Source organism: Variovorax sp. DAIF25, assembly GCF_050711835.1.
Taxonomy (GTDB): domain Bacteria; phylum Pseudomonadota; class Gammaproteobacteria; order Burkholderiales; family Burkholderiaceae_C; genus Variovorax.
On sequence record NZ_CP136637.1, the window covers coordinates 270,015 to 285,399 of the forward strand.

Sequence of the window (15,385 nt, forward strand, 5' to 3'; positions counted from 1 at the left end):
CGCATCAGTCCTCGAGCGGGAAGCGCTTGACCAGTGCAGCGAGGCGCGCATCGTCCTCGCGGATCATGGTCTCGAAGGCGGCCGGGCTGGTGAAGGCCGGCTCCGCCCCCGCGACCGCCAGGGCCTCGCGCACATGGGCGTCCTTGCCGGCTTCGCGCGTGGCATCGGCGATGGCGCGCGCGATCGCGGGCGGCGTTCCCTTGGGCGCGAACACGCCGTACCAGGTCACCGAATAAGAGTCGGGCCAGCCGGCCTCGAGGCTGGTCGGCACCTCGGGCAGGGCCTGCGCGCGCCGCTCGCCGTTGGTCACGAGGATGCGCACGCGCCCGGCCTTGTGCAGCGGCATCGCGGCCGTGATGCCGGTGAAGGCCATCGTGAGATTGCCCGAGACCAGGTCGCCCACGATCGGCGAGGTGCCCTTGTAGTTGACGACCGCGAGGTCGCGCAGCTGGTAGTCGGCCGCGAACTTCTGCGCCCGCACCTTGGAGCTGTTCTCGCCGCTGCCCGCGTTGCAGGGCCTGGTGCGGCAATGGGCGATGAGCTCGGGCAGGGTCTTGAAGGGCAGGGTGGCCGTCATCACCAGCGCGGTCGGCGAAGTCGCCACCGCGGTCACGGGCGTGAGCCGGGTCACGGGGTCGATCGCCTTGAGGCTGCGCTGGTACTTCATCAGCAGCAGCGAGGGCACCTGGAACAGCAGCGTGTAGCCGTCGGGCGCGGCCTCGATCACGCGCCGGGTGCCGATCAGGCCGTCGGCGCCGCCGAGGTTCTCGACCAGCACCGGCTGCTTCCACAGCACCGACAGGCGGCTCGCGACGGCGCGCGCGGTGGCGTCGGTGCCGCGCCGGGGTTGTAGGGCACGACCAGCGTGACCGGACGTTGCGGCGCCCAGGCGGTCTGGGCCTGGACCGTGGCGGCGCCGAAGCCGCAGGCCGCGCAGAGCGCGGGCAGCCAGCGGCGCGCCGTCGAGCGAAGGGATGTGTCGAACATGAAAGGCGGTCTCCGGTGGTCAGGATTGCGGCACGGCGGCTGCCGGCCAGGCCCAGGGGCGGGCCGCGCGGTCGCGCGCCTGCCAGGCATCGACGGCACCGCGCAGCTTGAGCGTGCGGCCGATGTCGTCGAGCCCTTCGAGCAGGGCTTCGCGGCGCAGCGGATCGACCTCGAAGGGCAGCTCGGCGCCGTCGGGCAGCGCGATGCGCTGCGTGCGCAGGTCGACCTGCCACGGTCCCTCGGCGGTGCAGGCCGCATGGGCGCGCGCCAGTTCGGAGGGCGCGAGGCGGATGGGCAGCACGCCGTTCTGGAAGCAGTTGGCGTGGAAGATGTCGCCGAAGCTCTCGGCGATCACGCAGCGGATGCCGCGCGCCAGCAGCGCCCACACGGCGCCCTCGCGCGACGACCCGCAGCCGAAGTTGCGGCCGGCCACCAGGATCGGTGCCTCGCGCCAGCGCGGCTGGTTGAGCACGAACGCCGGGTCTTCGCTGCCGTCGGCGCGAAAGCGCAGCGCCTCGAAGGCCCAGGGGCCGAGCTCGCCGCGCGCGAGGCTGGTGAGGCGCTCGATGCGCACGATCAGGTCGGTGTCGACGTTGTCGATGGAAAGCGGCGCCGCGGCGCCGCGCAGGAGGGTGAAGGGCTGCATGCTCAGAGGCTCCGTGGATCGGCGATGGCGCCGGCCAGCGCGGCCGCGACGGCGCTGGCCGGGCTGGCGAGGTGGGTGCGCGCGCCCGGGCCCTGGCGGCCGACGAAGTTGCGGTTCGAGGTCGAGACCACGCGCTCGCCCGGTGCGGCCTGCTCGCCGTTCGCGGCCACGCACATGCTGCAGCCCGGTTCGCGCCATTCGAAGCCGGCTTCTCGGAACAGCCGGTCCAGGCCTTCGCGCTCGGCCGCGCGCTTGACGTTCTCCGAGCCCGGCACCACCCAGGCCCGCACATGCGAGGCCACGCGCCGGCCGCGCAGCAGGGCCGCGGCCTCGCGCAGGTCCGACAGCCGGGAGTTGGTGCACGAGCCGATGAACACGCGGTCCACGCGCTGGCCCTGCAGCGGCGCGCCGGCCGCGAGCCCCATGTAGTCGAGCGCGCCCTGCCAAGCCTGGCGCTGCGAGGCGTCGGTGGCATCGGCGGGATCGGGAATGCGCGCGTCGATCGCGATCGCATGCTCCGGGCTCGTGCCCCAGGTCAGCGTGGGCGCCACGGCGCTCGCGTCGATCCGCGCCTCGCGCGCGTAGACCGCGCCGGGGTCGCTCGGAAGGCCGCGCCAATACGCAGCCGCTTCGGCGAAGCGCGCCTCGGGCGGCGCGAAGTCCCGGCCGCGCAGATAGGCCTCGGTCTTCGCGTCGGGCGCCACCATGCCGATGCGCGCGCCCAGCTCGATCGAGAGATTGCACAGCGTCATGCGCTGCTCGATCTCCATCGCGCGCACGGCCTCGCCGGCGTACTCCACCGCGAAGCCCGTGCCGGCGCTGGCACCGAGCCGGGCGATCATCGCGAGCGCGAGGTCCTTGGCGCCCACGCCGGCACCCGGCAGTCCGTCGAAGTGCACGCGCAGGGTGCGCGGCCGGCGCAGCACCAGCGTCTGGCTCGCGAGCGCATGCGTGACCTCGGACGAACCCACGCCGAAGGCGATCGCACCGAGGGCGCCGTTGGTGCAGGTGTGGCTGTCGCCGCAGATCAGCGTCATGCCGGGCTGCACGATGCCGAGTTCCGGTCCCATCACATGCACGATGCCCTGGCCGGGCTGCCCCAGGTCGAACAGGCGGATGCCGGCACCGCGCGTCAGCAGCTTGAGGCCCTGGTACAGATGCACGCCGCCCGCGAAGCTCTGGCCGGTGCGGCCCGGCGCGCTCGAGACGGCATGGTCGGGCGTGGCGAAGGCCAGCTCGGGATTGCGCACCGGCAGGCCGCGCTCGGCCAGCTCGCGCAGGCCGGCGGTGCCCGAGAGGTCGTGCAGCAGGTGGCGGTCGATGTGCAGCAGGTCCCAGCCGTCGGGCAGGGGCTGGACCACGTGCGCGTCCCAGACCTTGTCGAACAGCGTGCGCGGTGCGGCGGTGGAGGAGGTCGTCATGGCGGTCATTCCGCCGCCTGGAAGCGCGTGCGCAGCGCATCCCACTCCGCGGCGCCCAGGCGCCGGAAGCGCTCGGCCACGCCGGGCGCATGGGCCGAACTCGGCGGCTGGCCCGTGCTGCGCAGGGCCGACAGCGCCTGCTCGCAGGCCGAGGCGGCGGCGCCGATCAGCAGACTCGGCAGGATCGCGAGGCGATAGCCCATCTGCTGCGCCGCCGCCAGGTCCAGGTCGGGCGTCTTGCCGCCGCGCACGATGTTGAGCAGGCACGGCCCCTCGACCCGCCGCGGGATCGAGGCCAGCTCCTCCATCGATTGCGCGGCCTCGACGAACACCATGTCGGCACCGGCGGCCAGCGCCTCGCGTGCGCGTTCCACCGCCTCGTCGAGCCCGAGCATCGCGCGCGCATCGGTGCGCGCGATCACCAGGAAGGCCGGGTCGCGCCGGGCGGCGAGGGCGGCGCGGATCTTGGCGACGAACTGGTCGCGCGGAATCACCTCCTTGCCGTCGAGATGGCCGCAGCGCTTGGGCGCAACCTGGTCCTCGATATGCAGCCCGGCCACGCCGCGCATCTCGTACTCGCGCACGGTGCGCGTCACGTTGAGCTCGTTGCCGTAGCCGGTGTCGGCATCGGCGATGACCGGCACGCCGACCGAGCGCGCCAGCACGCCCGCGGCCTCGGCCATCTCGGTCATCGACAGCAGGCCGTAGTCGGGAAAGCCGCGCGCGGCCGAGGCGCCGGCGCCGGTCATGTAGACGCAGGCGAAGCCGGCCGCCTCGACCATCTTCGCGGTCATGCCGTCATAGGCGCCGGGGGCGACGACGAGTTCGGGACGGGAGAGCAGCTGGCGCAGGTCGTGGGCGGTGGTCATGGAGCAAGGCGTCGAAGTGATTTAGTGATGACATCATAATGCTATAACCTTTCGACGTTGTTAGGGTATGCCTGAATGGGCGGGCACAATCGGCCGAACGCGCGGGCGGCCCGCGCCGCCGAAGCACTGCTCTCCATGGACACACCGAACCCTTCCCAACTGCGCCGCGAACCCGGCACCGCGCTGCACCGGCAGCTCTTCATGGTGCTGCGCGACCAGATCGCCCAGGGCGCCTATGGCGTGGGCGAGCTGATTCCGGCCGAGGACGCGCTGTGCGCCCAGTTCGACGTCTCGCGCATCACCGTGCGGCGCGCGGTGTCGGACCTGGAACACCTGGGGCTGGTCGAGAAGCGGCCGGGCCGCGGCACCTTCGTGCGCGCCGTGCCGCGCGCGCAGCGCCCGCAGCCTTCGTTCGGCCTGATCGAATCGCTGGGCCGGCAGGCGCGCGAGACCGAGGTGACCGTGCTCAAGGTCGAGACGGCCCTCGCGCCGCCGACAGTGGCGCAGCAGCTGCAGCTGGAGGCGGGCGCGGTCGCCGTTCACGCGGTGCGCCTGCGTTCGGCGCATGGCACGCCGATGATGGTCACCGATGCCTGGGTGCCGCAGGAAGTCGGCCGGCACGTGACCGCCTCCGAGTTGCAGAAGCGCGCGCTGTTCGAGATCCTGATGGCCGAGGGCATCAAGTTCGGCCGCGTGATCCAGGAGGTGACCGCCGTCGCGGCCGACCCCGTGCTCGCCGGCCTTCTGCGCGTGGACCTCGGCGCGCCGCTGGTGCGGCTGGTGCGGCTGCTGCACGACCGGCGCAAGCGGCCGGTGCAGTACATCACCATCCATTTCACGGGCGAGCGCAGCCGCGTGCTGATGGAGGTGCCGGCCGAGGCGGTGAACACGATGGGGGCGGGGCAGATCGTGCATGACCTGGAGCTGCCTGAGGGCTGAGCCCATGTTCGAACCCTACCTGCAGCGCTGGGACCTGGTCCCCGACGGCGAACCCTTCTCCTCGTTGAGCGGCCATCTGCTGCCGGTCCGCGCGCGCGGCCTGCCGGCCATGCTCAAGCTCTCGCACCAGCCCGAGGAGATGGCCGGTGCGGCGCTGATGGCCTGGTGGGACGGGCAGGGCGCGGCGGCCGTGCTGGCGCAGGCCGGCGAAGCGCTGCTGATGGCGCGCGCCCAGGGCACGGCGTCGCTGGCGCGGATGGCCAGAAGCGGACAGGACGACGAGGCGACGCGCATCCTCTGCGAGGTCGCGACGCGCCTGCATGCCCCGCGCGGCAAGCCGCTGCCGCCGCTGGTCCCGCTGACGCGATGGTTCGCCTCGCTGTGCGCGGAAGGCGCCGGCCACGCGGGCGTGCTCGGTGCATCGGCGCGCACCGCGCGGGCGTTGCTGGCCGCGCCGCGCGAGGCCTGCGTGCTGCATGGCGACATCCACCACGGCAATGTGCTCGACTTCGGCGCCGACGGCTGGCTCGCGATCGATCCCAAGGGGCTGGTCGGCGAGCGCGGCTTCGATGTCGCGAACATCTTCTGCAACCCCGACGACGCGACCGCGCTCGCGCCGGGCTGTTTCGAGCGGCGCCTGGCCATCGTGGCCAAGGCCGCGGACATCGACCGCGAGCGCCTGCTGCAATGGGTGCTCGCCTGGGCCGGCCTGTCGTCGGTCTGGATGATCGAGGACGGCGACGAGCCCGGCGGCACGCTCGAGGTCGCCAGGCAAGCGGCCGCGGCGCTCGGCATCGCGCATTGAGGCGCCTTCGGCCGGGGCCGCCGAAGAGGGCGGTGCCCGCTACCCGGCCTCGAGATCCAGATCGAAATTCAGCTCGACCTTGAGCCCGAGCGGATCGCTGAGGAAGACCTGGTGCAGCGAGGTCCCGGTCAGCGGCGTTTCGCTGAAGGGCACCTTCGCCGCGCGCAGCGCCTGCCGCGTGGCTTCGAGGCCGCGCGCCTTCAGGGCCACGTGATCGAAGGGGCCGCACTCCCGCGGCGGCGACACCGTCCGCAGCGCGTTGAGATGCACGATCGCGTGTCCGTCGGCATACAGCCAGTAGCCCGGATGACGCAGCGCGGGGCGGTGCCCCTCCTTCAGCCCCAGCGTGCCCACGTAGAAGTCGTGCAGCGCGGGCAGGTCCTCGACCGCGCAGCCGACCGTGAAGTGATGGATGGCGCTGACTTCCATGCTCATGCGGCGCTCCCGGGCACCGCCGCGCCGCGGCACAGGATCGCGTTCATGACCGCCTGCAGCGTGGCGCGCGGGTCGTCGCCGCCCGATGGCGAGCGCCAGGCCACATGGCCGTCGGGCCGCACGAGGACCGCGCCATCTTCGCGCAGGCCATAGGCCGCGAGCCAGTCGCCACCGTCCTCCTCGCGGATTTCCTCGCCGATGACGGCGTTGGTCACACGGGGCCCTTCGAGCCGATCCGCGGCGGCCCGCCAGGCCGAGCCCGCGGGCGCGGTGAGCAGCACGAAGCCGCGGCCCAGCAGGTCGGTGGTCGAGAGCTTCCGCGAACCCTTGCGCAACGCGACATGGGGCGCGCGGCAGCCGGGCGCGGCGCTCGGCACATAGGCCTCGATCGCGTCCGCGACCGGCGCGGGCTCTTCCTGCGACACGACCGCGCGCGATGCGTAGCGCGCGCCGAACACCAGGCCGATCTCGTTGAGGAATTCCTTGCGCGGCAGCACGGCCTCGGTCTGCCGCGCCGTGCGCCCCATCGACAGCGCGTTGAGCAGGCTGGTGTGGGTGACGGCCTCGCCGACCGGGCGGCGCTCGGCATCGTAGCTGTCGAGCAGCGCGTCGCCGGCCTCGCCGCGCAGCACCGCGGCCAGCTTCCATGCGAGGTTCTGCGCATCCTGCACGCCGGTGTTGAGGCCGAAGCCGCCGGTCGGCGGCATCTCGTGCGCGGCATCGCCGGCCAGGAACACCGGCCCCGCGCGGTAGCGCTCGGCCACCATCGCGGAGGCCTTCCAGGCGCTGACGCCGAGGACCTCGACGGCGAGGTCGGCTACACCCACCGCGCGGCGCACGATCTCGGTGCTGAACGCGGGCGTGAACTGCTCCGGCGTGAAGCCGTAGTGCGACAGCGAGGTGACCAGGAAGCCCCAGCGGTCGCTGCCGTTGATCGTCAGGAAGGTGCCGCGCAATTCCGGCTGCTCGATCAGGTACAGCGCCGCCGGGCGCTCCGCGATCCACGGTGTCAGGTCGGCACGCAGGTGGATGTTGATGCTGTCGTAGACATCGGCTTCGCCGCGTCGGCCGATCCCGAGTTGCTGCCGGATGCGGCTCTGCGAACCGTCGGCGGCGATCAGGTAGCGCGCGCGCACCTGTTCGCTGCGGCCCTCGGCATCCTCGATGCTGGCGGTCACGCCGTCGGCGTCGCAACTCAGTTCGCGCAGCGCGGTGCCGAAGCGGAGCCTGCCGGGACCGGCCGTCTCGGCCCGCCGGCGCAGCACCGGCTCGAGGATGTCCTGCGAGCAGCCGCAGTTGCCGGCGATCGACAAGGCCTGGTTGGCCGCCGATCCGCGCCCGGGATGCAGTCGCTTGATCTCGCGGCCGGCCAGGCTCTCGGACCAGAGGATGGTGCCGCCGAAGCGATCGGGCATGGCGACGGCGCGGATCGCGTCCTCCAGATCGATCTGGCGGTACATCTCCATGGTGCGGGCATTGAGGGCCCGCGCCTTGGGAAGGATCGCGGTGCCCGGATGGCGCTCGACCAGCAGCGACTCGATGCCGAACAGCGACAGATACAGGGATGCGGTGAGGCCCACGGGACCGCCACCGACGACGAGGACCGGTACATCAATCATCGAACGAAGACTCCATGCGCCCAGCGGCGCGGAACAGGGGAACGGAAAAGGAAACGAGGTTCACGCCAGGAACTCGCGCAGATGCAATGCGAGCGCCTCGGGTGCCTGGGCCGTGCCCAGGTGGCCCACGCCGGGCAGCAGCACCGAGCGCGTGTCGCGGATGTGCTGCGCCAGCGAGAGCGTGAGCGCTGCCGGCACCACGCGATCGAGCTCGCCCGCGACGAGCAGCGTGGGCCGATCGATCTCCGACAGCGCGAGCGCGGGCCTATCGCCGACCACGGCGGCCCGGCGATCGGACCGCGCGGAGCGCGCCGGTGCCGCGGCGAAATGCGCCTTGAAGGCAGGATGCTCGGCCAGGAAGGGCGCGGGAAAGAACAGCGCCGCGAGCTGCTCGGCGCTCGCGGGCAACTGCGCGCGCAGCACGGCGATTTCGCGCGCCACCTCGGCGTTGGCCTGCGCGAGCGAGGCGGGCAGGGGCCAGGTGCTGGCCAGCACGAGCCGGCGCACGGCCTTCGCATGGCGCACCGCGAAGACCTGCGCGACCCGGCCGCCGAACGAGGTGCCGAACACGAAGGCGCTCGCGTGCCCGAGGGCCTCGAGCAGTCGCATCGCATCGTCGGCGAGATCGATCAGCGTCGGTGCCCGCTCGGGGCCGGACGTGTCGCCGCAGTCGCGCTGGTCGTAGCGGATCACGGTGTAGCGGTCGCTCAGCGCCGGCAGGATGCGCGCGAACTGCCGGCGGCTGCCTTCGGCACCATGCAGCATCAGCAGCGGCGGTCCTTCCCCCGCCACCTCGAAGGCGGTGCGGACGTCGCCGAGGTCGATGAATTCGGGCATGGCGGCTCCTAGCCGATCTGGATGTCGAGCGGCGGCAGCAGCCGGCGGTAGCGCCCGATCTCGGCCGTGACGTAGGCCCTGAACGGCTCGGGCGGCATCAGGTCGGGCTCGTCGCCGTTGTCGCGCATGTAGGCGATCAGCGCGGGCGTGCGCGCTGCCTTGACGATGGTGTCGTGCAACGCATGCACCGCGTCGGGCGCCATCTTTCCGGGACCGAAGAGGCCCGACCAGGCCGGGATGTCCTCGACCGTGAAGCCCTGCTCGGCGAAGGTCGCCACCTCGGGCAGCAGCGCCGAGCGCCGGCCGCCCGAGATCCCCAGCGCGCGCAGGCGGCCCGCGCGGATCTGCGAGCCCGCGGTCGACGGCGCGAGGAAGGCGCAGTCGACCGTGCCCGCCAGCAGGTCGTTGGTCGGCGAGCCCTTGAACGGCACGTGCAGCAGGTCCACGCCCACGCCCTTGCCGAAGAACACGCCCATCACGTGCGTGGTGTTGCCCACGCCCGAGGAGCCGAAGCTCAGCTGGCCCGGCCTGGCCTTGGCGGCCGCCACGAACTCCGCGAGCGAGCGGTACGGCGACTTCTCGCCGACCAGCAGCGCGAAGCCCGAGGACAGCGCCAGCCGCGTGATGGGCAGCAGGTCCGCGACCGGGTCGAAGGGCAGCTTCTTGATCAGCACCGCGCTGGTGGTGTAGCCGCCCGTGGTGTAGAGCACGGTGTTGCCGTCGGGGCGCGAACGCGCCACGTCGACTGAGCCGAGCACGGTGCCGGCGCCGGGCTTGTTGTCGACGATGACCGTGCGCCCGCTGCTCTTGACGATCGCATCGCCCAGCACGCGCGCCGTCACGTCCGTGCCGCTGCCGGCCGAGAAGGGAACCACGATGCGAAGCGGCTGCTCCTGCGCCCGCACCAGCGCCGGCGCGAAGGTGGCGGCCGCGGCCGCCCCGAGGAATGTTCTTCGATCACATGCCATCTGCTTGTCTCCGTTCTTGTGAAGTCCGGCGCGCCACCCGGTGGGCGGTGGCGGCAGCGGACGGCGCAAGATTAGGGACGCGCGCGGCGCAGGTCCAAGTGAATTTTCTGACCGCCCTCATAACGAAGCGGCATGGCCCGGCGCGACCTGCTCAGGACAGCTGCGCGTTCGGCCACTTGCCTTCGCGCACGTGCCGCTCGATCACCGTGCGCAGCACGCCCATCACGCCTTCGGTGGCGCGCGATGCGGGACGGTCCGAGGCGCGCGCGAGCACGCGGTGCAGGAACAGGCCTTCGATCGGAACGGCGCGCAGCCGCGACGCCGCCAGGTCCTCCTGGACCGCCGCCGCGAAATGGGCCGTGAGCCCGACGCCGTCGAGCACGAGCCGGCGCGCCACCTCGGCGGTCTCGACCTCGACCACGCGATGCAGCTCGAGCTTGGCGCGCGCGGCGGCCGCCTCGAGCTCGAGCCGCACGCCCGACTTCACGAGCCCGGTCATGATCAGCGGCACGCCGGCCAGGTCGCGCATCCGGATCTTCGGCTTGCGCAGTCGGGGGTCGTCGGGCAGGCCGATCAGGCAGATCTGTTCCTTCAGCAGCGGCAGGGTGCTCAGGTTCGATCGCTCGATGGGCTCGATCAGCAGCGCGATGTCGACCTCGCCCTGCGCCAGCATGGTCTGCAGCGACGGCGCGAAGCCCTCGATGAAGCGCAGCCTGACTTCGGGCAGGTACTGGAGCACCGCCTTGGTCAGCAGCACCGTGAGCTGCTGCGCGAGACCGGGCGAGAGCCCGATGGCGACCGGCCCGCGAGGCTCCCTTTGTCGGGCCAGCAGGTCGGACTTGATCTGGTCGACGTAGCGCAGCAGGAACAGCGCCCGCTCGAGCAGCAGCCGCGCTTCATCGGTCGGCGCCGCGCCGCGCGCGTGGCGCTCGAACAGCTGGACGCCCAGTTCCTCCTCGAGCAGGCGGATCTGCCGGCTCAGCGCCGGCTGCGTCACGTGCAGGATGCCCGCCGCCTTGCCGTAATGCTGCTGGGTCGCGAGCGCGACGAAATAGCGGAGTTGCCTGAGGTCCATCGCGCTATCGTAGCCAGCGGGCGGCGGGAGCCGCGACGCCTCGGCATCGCTTCCGCGACACGGGGCCACGGTAGCATTCGCCCCATGCTCCACAGCCTGCTCTCGACCTTCGCCGACCTGATCCTCTTCATGGGCCTGTCCTGGGCCATCTGGCGCGCCCTCGGCCGCTCGGTGCCGATCGCGGTGCTGCCGATCATCATCGGCCTGTTGCTCGCGGCCACTGGCGTGCTGCCCAAGGCCGCGGGCATTCCGTCGGCGGGCGGCGACTTCATCGGCTGGATCGGCGTGCTGCTGCTGGCCTTCACCGCGGGGCTCGAAACGCGGCAGACGGTGCACCTGCCGGGCGCGACCGATCTGCCGCCGGCGCGGCCCGGCGAGACGCTGCGCTTCGTCGCCAGCGCGGTGATGGCGTTGCTGCTGCCGTTCGCGGTGGGCACGCTGGCCGCCAAGCTCTGGTTCAACCACCTGCCGGGCTGGAGCGCGCCGCATGGCGGGCAGTGGTGGGGCGCGCTGGCGATCGGCCTGTGCCTCGCGGTCAGCGCGCTGCCGGTGCTGATCGGCATCGTGCGCGAACTCGGGCCGTTGCACCGGCCACTGACGCGCATCGCGCTGCGCATCGCGGTGCTCGACGACGCGGTGCTCTGGATCGGTCTGGCGCTGCTGCTGCTGGCGGCCGAAGGGCAGGCGCTGCTCGCGGGCTCCTGGGTCAAGCCGGCCGCCGCGATCGCGCTGGCCGCGACGCTGGCGGGCATTGCCGCCGTCGCGCGCAAGGCGACGCGCGAGCCGCCGGCCTGGGCGATCTGGCTCGCGATGCCGCTGTTCCTCGCGGCCGGTGCCTGGTCGAGCTCGCAGCTGGGCCTGCACGAGCTGCTCGGTGCCTACTTCGCGGGCGCGATCGTGCCGGCGGCCTGGTCCCGCCGGCTGCCGGTGGAGCGGCTCGGCCAGTTCGCATTGATCGGCCTGGCGCCGGTGTTCTTCGGCCACAGCGGGCTCAAGATCGACGGCAGCGTGCTGGGCTGGGCCTCGCTGCAGGCCTCGGCCACGCTGCTGGTGCTGGCGGTGGGAGCCAAGCTGGTGGCGGTGCTGGCGTGCTCGCCGGCCCAATGGCTGTCGCGGCGCGAGGCGCTCGCGGTGGGCACGCTGCTGCAATGCAAGGGGCTGATGGAGATCGTGGCCGCCACGATCCTGCGCGACAAGGGCCTGCTGTCGGAACATGCCTTCGCGGCGCTGGTCACGCTCGCCGTGCTGTCGACCCTGCTGACCGGGCCGGCCTTCCGCTGGATCGTGCGGCGGGTGGTGCCGATGGAGAACGCCAACGGCCGCTCGGCCTCCCACTGAGGTCCGGGGCTTCCCAAAAGACTTGCCTGCCAGGGCCGTGGGACTGCTACAGTAGCGCGGACGACGCCGCAAGGCCTCGACATTGACATGGAGCAGTGAAGCTCCCAGCGGCCGCGAGGGCTGCTGGGGGCTTTTTTCATTTGGGAGTCCAGACCGTGACCGGATCCAAACCACAACCCCCCTGGCGAGTCGGGGTGCTTTTCTCATCGACCGGCGTGACCGCGGCCGTCGAGCGCACGCAGCAGGCCGCGACCCTGCTCGCGATCGAGGAGGTCAACGCGAGCGGCGGGGTGCTCGGGCGGCCGATCGAGCCGGTGGTGCTCGACCCGGCCTCGCGGCCGCCGCGCTACCGCGAGCTGGCCAAGCAGCTGTGCGACCAGGCGGGCGTGGCGGTGATCTTCGGCTGCTACATGTCGAGCACGCGCAAGGCGGTGCTGCCGGTGGTCGAGGCGCATCGCGCGCTGCTGTTCTATCCCACGCTCTACGAGGGCTTCGAGTACTCGCCGAACTGCGTCTACACGGGCGCGGCGCCGAACCAGAACTCGGTGCAGCTGGTGCGCTACCTCACGAGCCATTTCGGCAAGCGGCTGTTCCTGATCGGCTCGGACTACGTCTATCCCTACGAGTCCAACCGGATCATCGCGGACCTGTTCCGCCAGGCCGGCGGCGAGGTGCTCGACGAGATGTACGTGCCGCTGCGCGTGGCCGACATCGACATGCCGAAGGTGATCCGGCGCATCGAGGCCGCGCAGCCCGACGTCGTCTATTCGACCGTGGTCGGCGACGGCATCGCGCGCTTCTACGAGGCCTACGGCGAGGCGGGCTTCGACCAGCAGACGCATCCGATCGCGAGCCAGTCGACGCAGGAGGCCGAGATCGCGCAGATGTCGGCACGCGCGGCCGCGGGCAGCATCACGGCGGCACCTTACTTCTCGACCCTGCAGACGCCGGCCAACCTCCGGTTCGTGGCGGCCTGGCGCAAGCGCTTCGGCACCGGCCTGCCGATCACGGCCTGCGCGGAGTCGGCCTACTTCCAGGTGATGCTCTATGCGCAGACGCTGGCGCGCGCGGGCAGCGACCGCCTCGAGGCGATGCTGCCGCACCTGCACGAGCACGAGTTCGACGCGCCGCAGGGCCGGGTGCGCATCGACCAGGAGAACCACCACACCTACCTCTGGCCGCGCGTGGCACGCGTCGATGCGCAGGGCACCTTCCAGGTGGTGGACGATCCGGGCCTGCGCGTGAAGCCCGATCCCTACATGTACGAGAACCGGTTCGATCCGCTCGCGGGACGGCCGGCCTGAGGGAAGCGGAGGCGCCATGACCATTTCGCTGCTGCGCGAACTGCCCGAGCTCAAGATCGTCGTCGTCCATCCGCCGGACGAGGAGGGCGATGCCCTCGTCAGCCACCTGCGCCGCGTGGGCTGCATGGTGAGCATGGCCTGGCCCATGCCGGCCACCGTGCCGCCCAACGTCGACGTGCTGTTCCTGCTGGTGGAGGGCGAGTCGCGCCAGGCCACCGAGGCCCTGCTCAAGTCGATGCCGCGGCCCGAGCCGACGGTGATCGCGATCGTCAACTACGAGGACCCGACCACCCTGCAGCTGGTGCTCGAGAGCGCGGCCTTCGCGGTGGTGCAGAAGCCGATCAAGCCCTTCGGCCTGCTCGCGCACCTGGTGACCGCGCGCAGCCTGTGGGCCGAGCGCCAGGCGATGCTCAAGGAGAACCGCAAGCTGCGCCGCAAGATCACGAGCGACCAGGCCATGAGCCGCGCGAAGACGATCCTCATGGCCTCCAAGGGCATCAGCGAGGGCGAGGCCTACCAGGCGATCCGCGCGCAGGCGATGGCCAAGCGGCTGTCGATGGAACAGATCGCGAGTTCGATCATCAACATGGAAACCCTGTTGCACCCGTCGCCCTAACTCGCTAGCATGACTGCATCGAGTCGGTCCTCCGGCTCGGTGGTTGCATCCCCTTGATTCGTCAGGCGCCGATGCAGCCGGCACCGGGAACCATGTGTGTTCTCCGGTCCACCTGGCAATGAAGCCCACGCCGCGGTCCCCACCGCGTTGTGGGTTTTTTTTCGCCTGCGCCCGACAGTGCTGTCGGCTGGTTCCACCCATCGAGCTCTTCAACCATTCGTCAGCGCATGGTCGCTGCGTCACGTCCCGAGGTCCCATCATGTTGACAACCAACCGTCGCCACTTCCTCGTTTCCTCGGCTGCTTCCGCGGCCGCCCTCTCGTCGCCCGCGCTGATGCGCAGCGCCTACGCGGCCGACACCATCAAGGTCGGCGCGCTCTATTCGCAGACCGGCGGCCTCTCGATCGTCGAGAAGATGCTCGCCAACGGCGTGCGCATGGCCGTGGCCGAGATCAATGCCGCGGGCGGCGTGATGGGCCGCCAGGTCGAGGTGGTGCTCGAGGACGGCGCCTCCGACCCGAAGACCTTCAACGAGAAGGCCTCGAAGCTGATCACGCGCGACCGCATCGAGACCGTGTTCGGCTGCCACACCTCGGCCAGCCGCAAGGCGGTGCTGCCGGTGTTCGAGCGCCGCAACGCGATGCTGTTCTATCAAACCCACTACGAAGGCTTCGAATGCTCGAAGAACGTGGTCTACAGCGGCGCGGTCGCCAACCAGCAGCTGGCCAACTACGTGCCGTGGATCGTCGAGAAGCTCGGCAAGAAGAAGTTCTTCATCGTCGGTTCCAACTACGTCTATCCGCGCGAGATGTCGAAGGTCAGCAAGAAGCTGATCGAGCAGTCGGGCGCCAAGTGGGTGGCCGACGAGTACCTCGAGCTCGGCCATTCGGAATGGGCCTCGGTGGTGCGCAAGATCAAGGAGTCGGGCGCCGACGTGGTGCTCTCGCACGTGGTGGGCGACTCGCTCGTGGCCTTCTACCGCGAGTACAAGAACCAGGGCATGTCGCAGGCCGCGGTGCCGATCTGCGCCACCGTGATCAGCGAGATCGAGATCGCGGCCATGGGCGGCGAGTACGCGGCCGGCAGCTACACCTCGGTGCCGTACTTCATGTCGATCGACACGCCGGCCAACAAGTCCTTCATCGAGCGCTACCGCAAGTTCGTCAACGACCCCAAGGCCGTGACCTACCACTCGCTCGAAGCCGCCTACTTCCAGGTCTTCCTCTGGAAGCAGGCGGTGGAGGCCGGCAAGGCCACCACGGCCGACGCCATCCGCGCCCACATCGGCGGCCAGAGCTACGACGCGCCCGGCGGCAAGGTGCGCATCGATCCCGAGAGCCTGCATGCCTGGGTCACGCCGCGCATCGGCCAGTGGCAGGCCGACGGCCAGAGCAAGGTGGTCGACGCCAGCCCGCAACCGGTGCGGCCGCTGCCTTACTTCGCCTACGGCGAGACCGACGCCAACCTGATCTGCAAGCGCAACGGCGCCGCGCCGGTCAAGGCCTGAAGAGCCGGCCGCGGGCGCG

The 15,385-nt window shown here is 71.2% G+C and carries 15 protein-coding genes; 6 read left to right on the plus strand and 9 right to left on the minus strand.

Annotated elements, in window-relative coordinates; translation table 11 throughout:
- Positions 1–4: 4 nt before the first annotated feature.
- From R0232_RS35395 to R0232_RS35410, 4 genes are all read right to left on the minus strand, one after another.
- Positions 5–796: a tripartite tricarboxylate transporter substrate binding protein gene (locus R0232_RS35395; RefSeq protein ID WP_431513951.1), complete on the minus strand. Its 792-nt coding sequence runs from the start codon at positions 794–796 to the stop codon at positions 5–7.
- Positions 797–1,006: 210 nt separating this feature from the next.
- Positions 1,007–1,633 (minus strand): 3-isopropylmalate dehydratase small subunit, encoded by a 627-nt coding sequence (leuD, locus tag R0232_RS35400; protein ID WP_431513952.1) that lies wholly within the window; start codon positions 1,631–1,633, stop codon positions 1,007–1,009.
- 2 nt (positions 1,634–1,635) lie between these two features.
- Positions 1,636–3,054 (minus strand): 3-isopropylmalate dehydratase large subunit, encoded by a 1,419-nt coding sequence (locus R0232_RS35405; RefSeq protein ID WP_431513953.1) that lies wholly within the window; start codon positions 3,052–3,054, stop codon positions 1,636–1,638.
- A 5-nt stretch (positions 3,055–3,059) separates the two neighbouring features.
- A complete protein-coding gene (locus R0232_RS35410; protein WP_431513954.1) occupies positions 3,060–3,923 on the minus strand; it encodes an isocitrate lyase/PEP mutase family protein in 864 nt (287 codons plus the stop codon).
- A gap of 135 nt (positions 3,924–4,058) precedes the next feature.
- Here R0232_RS35410 and R0232_RS35415 point away from each other — a divergent pair, with 135 nt between their 5' ends.
- Together R0232_RS35415 and R0232_RS35420 are read left to right on the plus strand one after the other, a co-directional pair.
- Entirely contained in the window at positions 4,059–4,862 is an 804-nt protein-coding gene (locus R0232_RS35415; RefSeq protein ID WP_093346201.1) for a GntR family transcriptional regulator, read from the plus strand.
- A gap of 4 nt (positions 4,863–4,866) precedes the next feature.
- Positions 4,867–5,667, plus strand: a complete 801-nt coding sequence (locus R0232_RS35420; protein ID WP_431513955.1) for an aminoglycoside phosphotransferase family protein — start codon at positions 4,867–4,869, stop codon at positions 5,665–5,667.
- A gap of 39 nt (positions 5,668–5,706) precedes the next feature.
- Here the strand turns inward: R0232_RS35420 and R0232_RS35425 are convergent, their stop codons facing one another.
- From R0232_RS35425 to R0232_RS35445, 5 genes are all read right to left on the minus strand, one after another.
- A complete protein-coding gene (locus R0232_RS35425) occupies positions 5,707–6,102 on the minus strand; it encodes a VOC family protein (protein WP_431513956.1) in 396 nt (131 codons plus the stop codon).
- Entirely contained in the window at positions 6,099–7,721 is a 1,623-nt protein-coding gene (locus tag R0232_RS35430; protein ID WP_431513957.1) for an FAD-dependent monooxygenase, read from the minus strand. Before R0232_RS35430 ends, R0232_RS35425 begins: the two co-directional genes overlap by 4 nt.
- A gap of 60 nt (positions 7,722–7,781) precedes the next feature.
- The gene (locus R0232_RS35435) at positions 7,782–8,558 is read right to left on the minus strand and encodes an alpha/beta fold hydrolase (protein ID WP_431513958.1); all 777 of its coding nucleotides are present in this window, start codon (positions 8,556–8,558) and stop codon (positions 7,782–7,784) included.
- Positions 8,559–8,566: 8 nt separating this feature from the next.
- A complete protein-coding gene (locus R0232_RS35440) occupies positions 8,567–9,526 on the minus strand; it encodes a Bug family tripartite tricarboxylate transporter substrate binding protein (protein WP_431513959.1) in 960 nt (319 codons plus the stop codon).
- Between the two features lie 151 nt (positions 9,527–9,677).
- Complete coding sequence (locus tag R0232_RS35445; protein ID WP_431513960.1) at positions 9,678–10,601, minus strand: LysR family transcriptional regulator; 924 nt, start codon at positions 10,599–10,601, stop codon at positions 9,678–9,680.
- Between the two features lie 84 nt (positions 10,602–10,685).
- Between R0232_RS35445 and R0232_RS35450 the strand changes: the two genes are divergently transcribed.
- The 4 genes from R0232_RS35450 (at position 10,686) to R0232_RS35465 (ending at position 15,366) form a co-directional block, all read left to right on the plus strand.
- Positions 10,686–11,939, plus strand: coding sequence for a cation:proton antiporter (locus R0232_RS35450; RefSeq protein ID WP_431513961.1), 1,254 nt, complete (start codon positions 10,686–10,688; stop codon positions 11,937–11,939).
- 155 nt (positions 11,940–12,094) lie between these two features.
- On the plus strand, positions 12,095–13,243 hold the full coding sequence (locus R0232_RS35455) for a transporter substrate-binding domain-containing protein (protein WP_431513962.1): 1,149 nt from the start codon (positions 12,095–12,097) through the stop codon (positions 13,241–13,243).
- Positions 13,244–13,259: 16 nt separating this feature from the next.
- On the plus strand, positions 13,260–13,859 hold the full coding sequence (locus R0232_RS35460) for an ANTAR domain-containing response regulator (protein ID WP_093346041.1): 600 nt from the start codon (positions 13,260–13,262) through the stop codon (positions 13,857–13,859).
- A gap of 259 nt (positions 13,860–14,118) precedes the next feature.
- Complete coding sequence (locus R0232_RS35465; RefSeq protein WP_261210604.1) at positions 14,119–15,366, plus strand: transporter substrate-binding domain-containing protein; 1,248 nt, start codon at positions 14,119–14,121, stop codon at positions 15,364–15,366.
- Positions 15,367–15,385 lie beyond the last annotated feature (19 nt).

What these genes read in the sequence shown, in the direction of transcription:
- R0232_RS35445 (WP_431513960.1), bottom strand. Translation starts at nt 10,601, where the DNA reads ATGGACCTCAGGCAACTCCGCTATTTCGTCGCGCTCGCGACCCAGCAG.
- R0232_RS35430 (WP_431513957.1), bottom strand. Translation starts at nt 7,721, where the DNA reads ATGATTGATGTACCGGTCCTCGTCGTCGGTGGCGGTCCCGTGGGCCTC.
- R0232_RS35425 (WP_431513956.1), bottom strand. Translation starts at nt 6,102, where the DNA reads ATGAGCATGGAAGTCAGCGCCATCCATCACTTCACGGTCGGCTGCGCG.
- R0232_RS35435 (WP_431513958.1), bottom strand. Translation starts at nt 8,558, where the DNA reads ATGCCCGAATTCATCGACCTCGGCGACGTCCGCACCGCCTTCGAGGTG.
- leuD (WP_431513952.1), bottom strand. Translation starts at nt 1,633, where the DNA reads ATGCAGCCCTTCACCCTCCTGCGCGGCGCCGCGGCGCCGCTTTCCATC.
- R0232_RS35440 (WP_431513959.1), bottom strand. Translation starts at nt 9,526, where the DNA reads ATGGCATGTGATCGAAGAACATTCCTCGGGGCGGCCGCGGCCGCCACC.
- R0232_RS35405 (WP_431513953.1), bottom strand. Translation starts at nt 3,054, where the DNA reads ATGACGACCTCCTCCACCGCCGCACCGCGCACGCTGTTCGACAAGGTC.
- R0232_RS35420 (WP_431513955.1), top strand. Translation starts at nt 4,867, where the DNA reads ATGTTCGAACCCTACCTGCAGCGCTGGGACCTGGTCCCCGACGGCGAA.
- R0232_RS35415 (WP_093346201.1), top strand. Translation starts at nt 4,059, where the DNA reads ATGGACACACCGAACCCTTCCCAACTGCGCCGCGAACCCGGCACCGCG.
- R0232_RS35450 (WP_431513961.1), top strand. Translation starts at nt 10,686, where the DNA reads ATGCTCCACAGCCTGCTCTCGACCTTCGCCGACCTGATCCTCTTCATG.
- R0232_RS35465 (WP_261210604.1), top strand. Translation starts at nt 14,119, where the DNA reads ATGTTGACAACCAACCGTCGCCACTTCCTCGTTTCCTCGGCTGCTTCC.
- R0232_RS35410 (WP_431513954.1), bottom strand. Translation starts at nt 3,923, where the DNA reads ATGACCACCGCCCACGACCTGCGCCAGCTGCTCTCCCGTCCCGAACTC.
- R0232_RS35460 (WP_093346041.1), top strand. Translation starts at nt 13,260, where the DNA reads ATGACCATTTCGCTGCTGCGCGAACTGCCCGAGCTCAAGATCGTCGTC.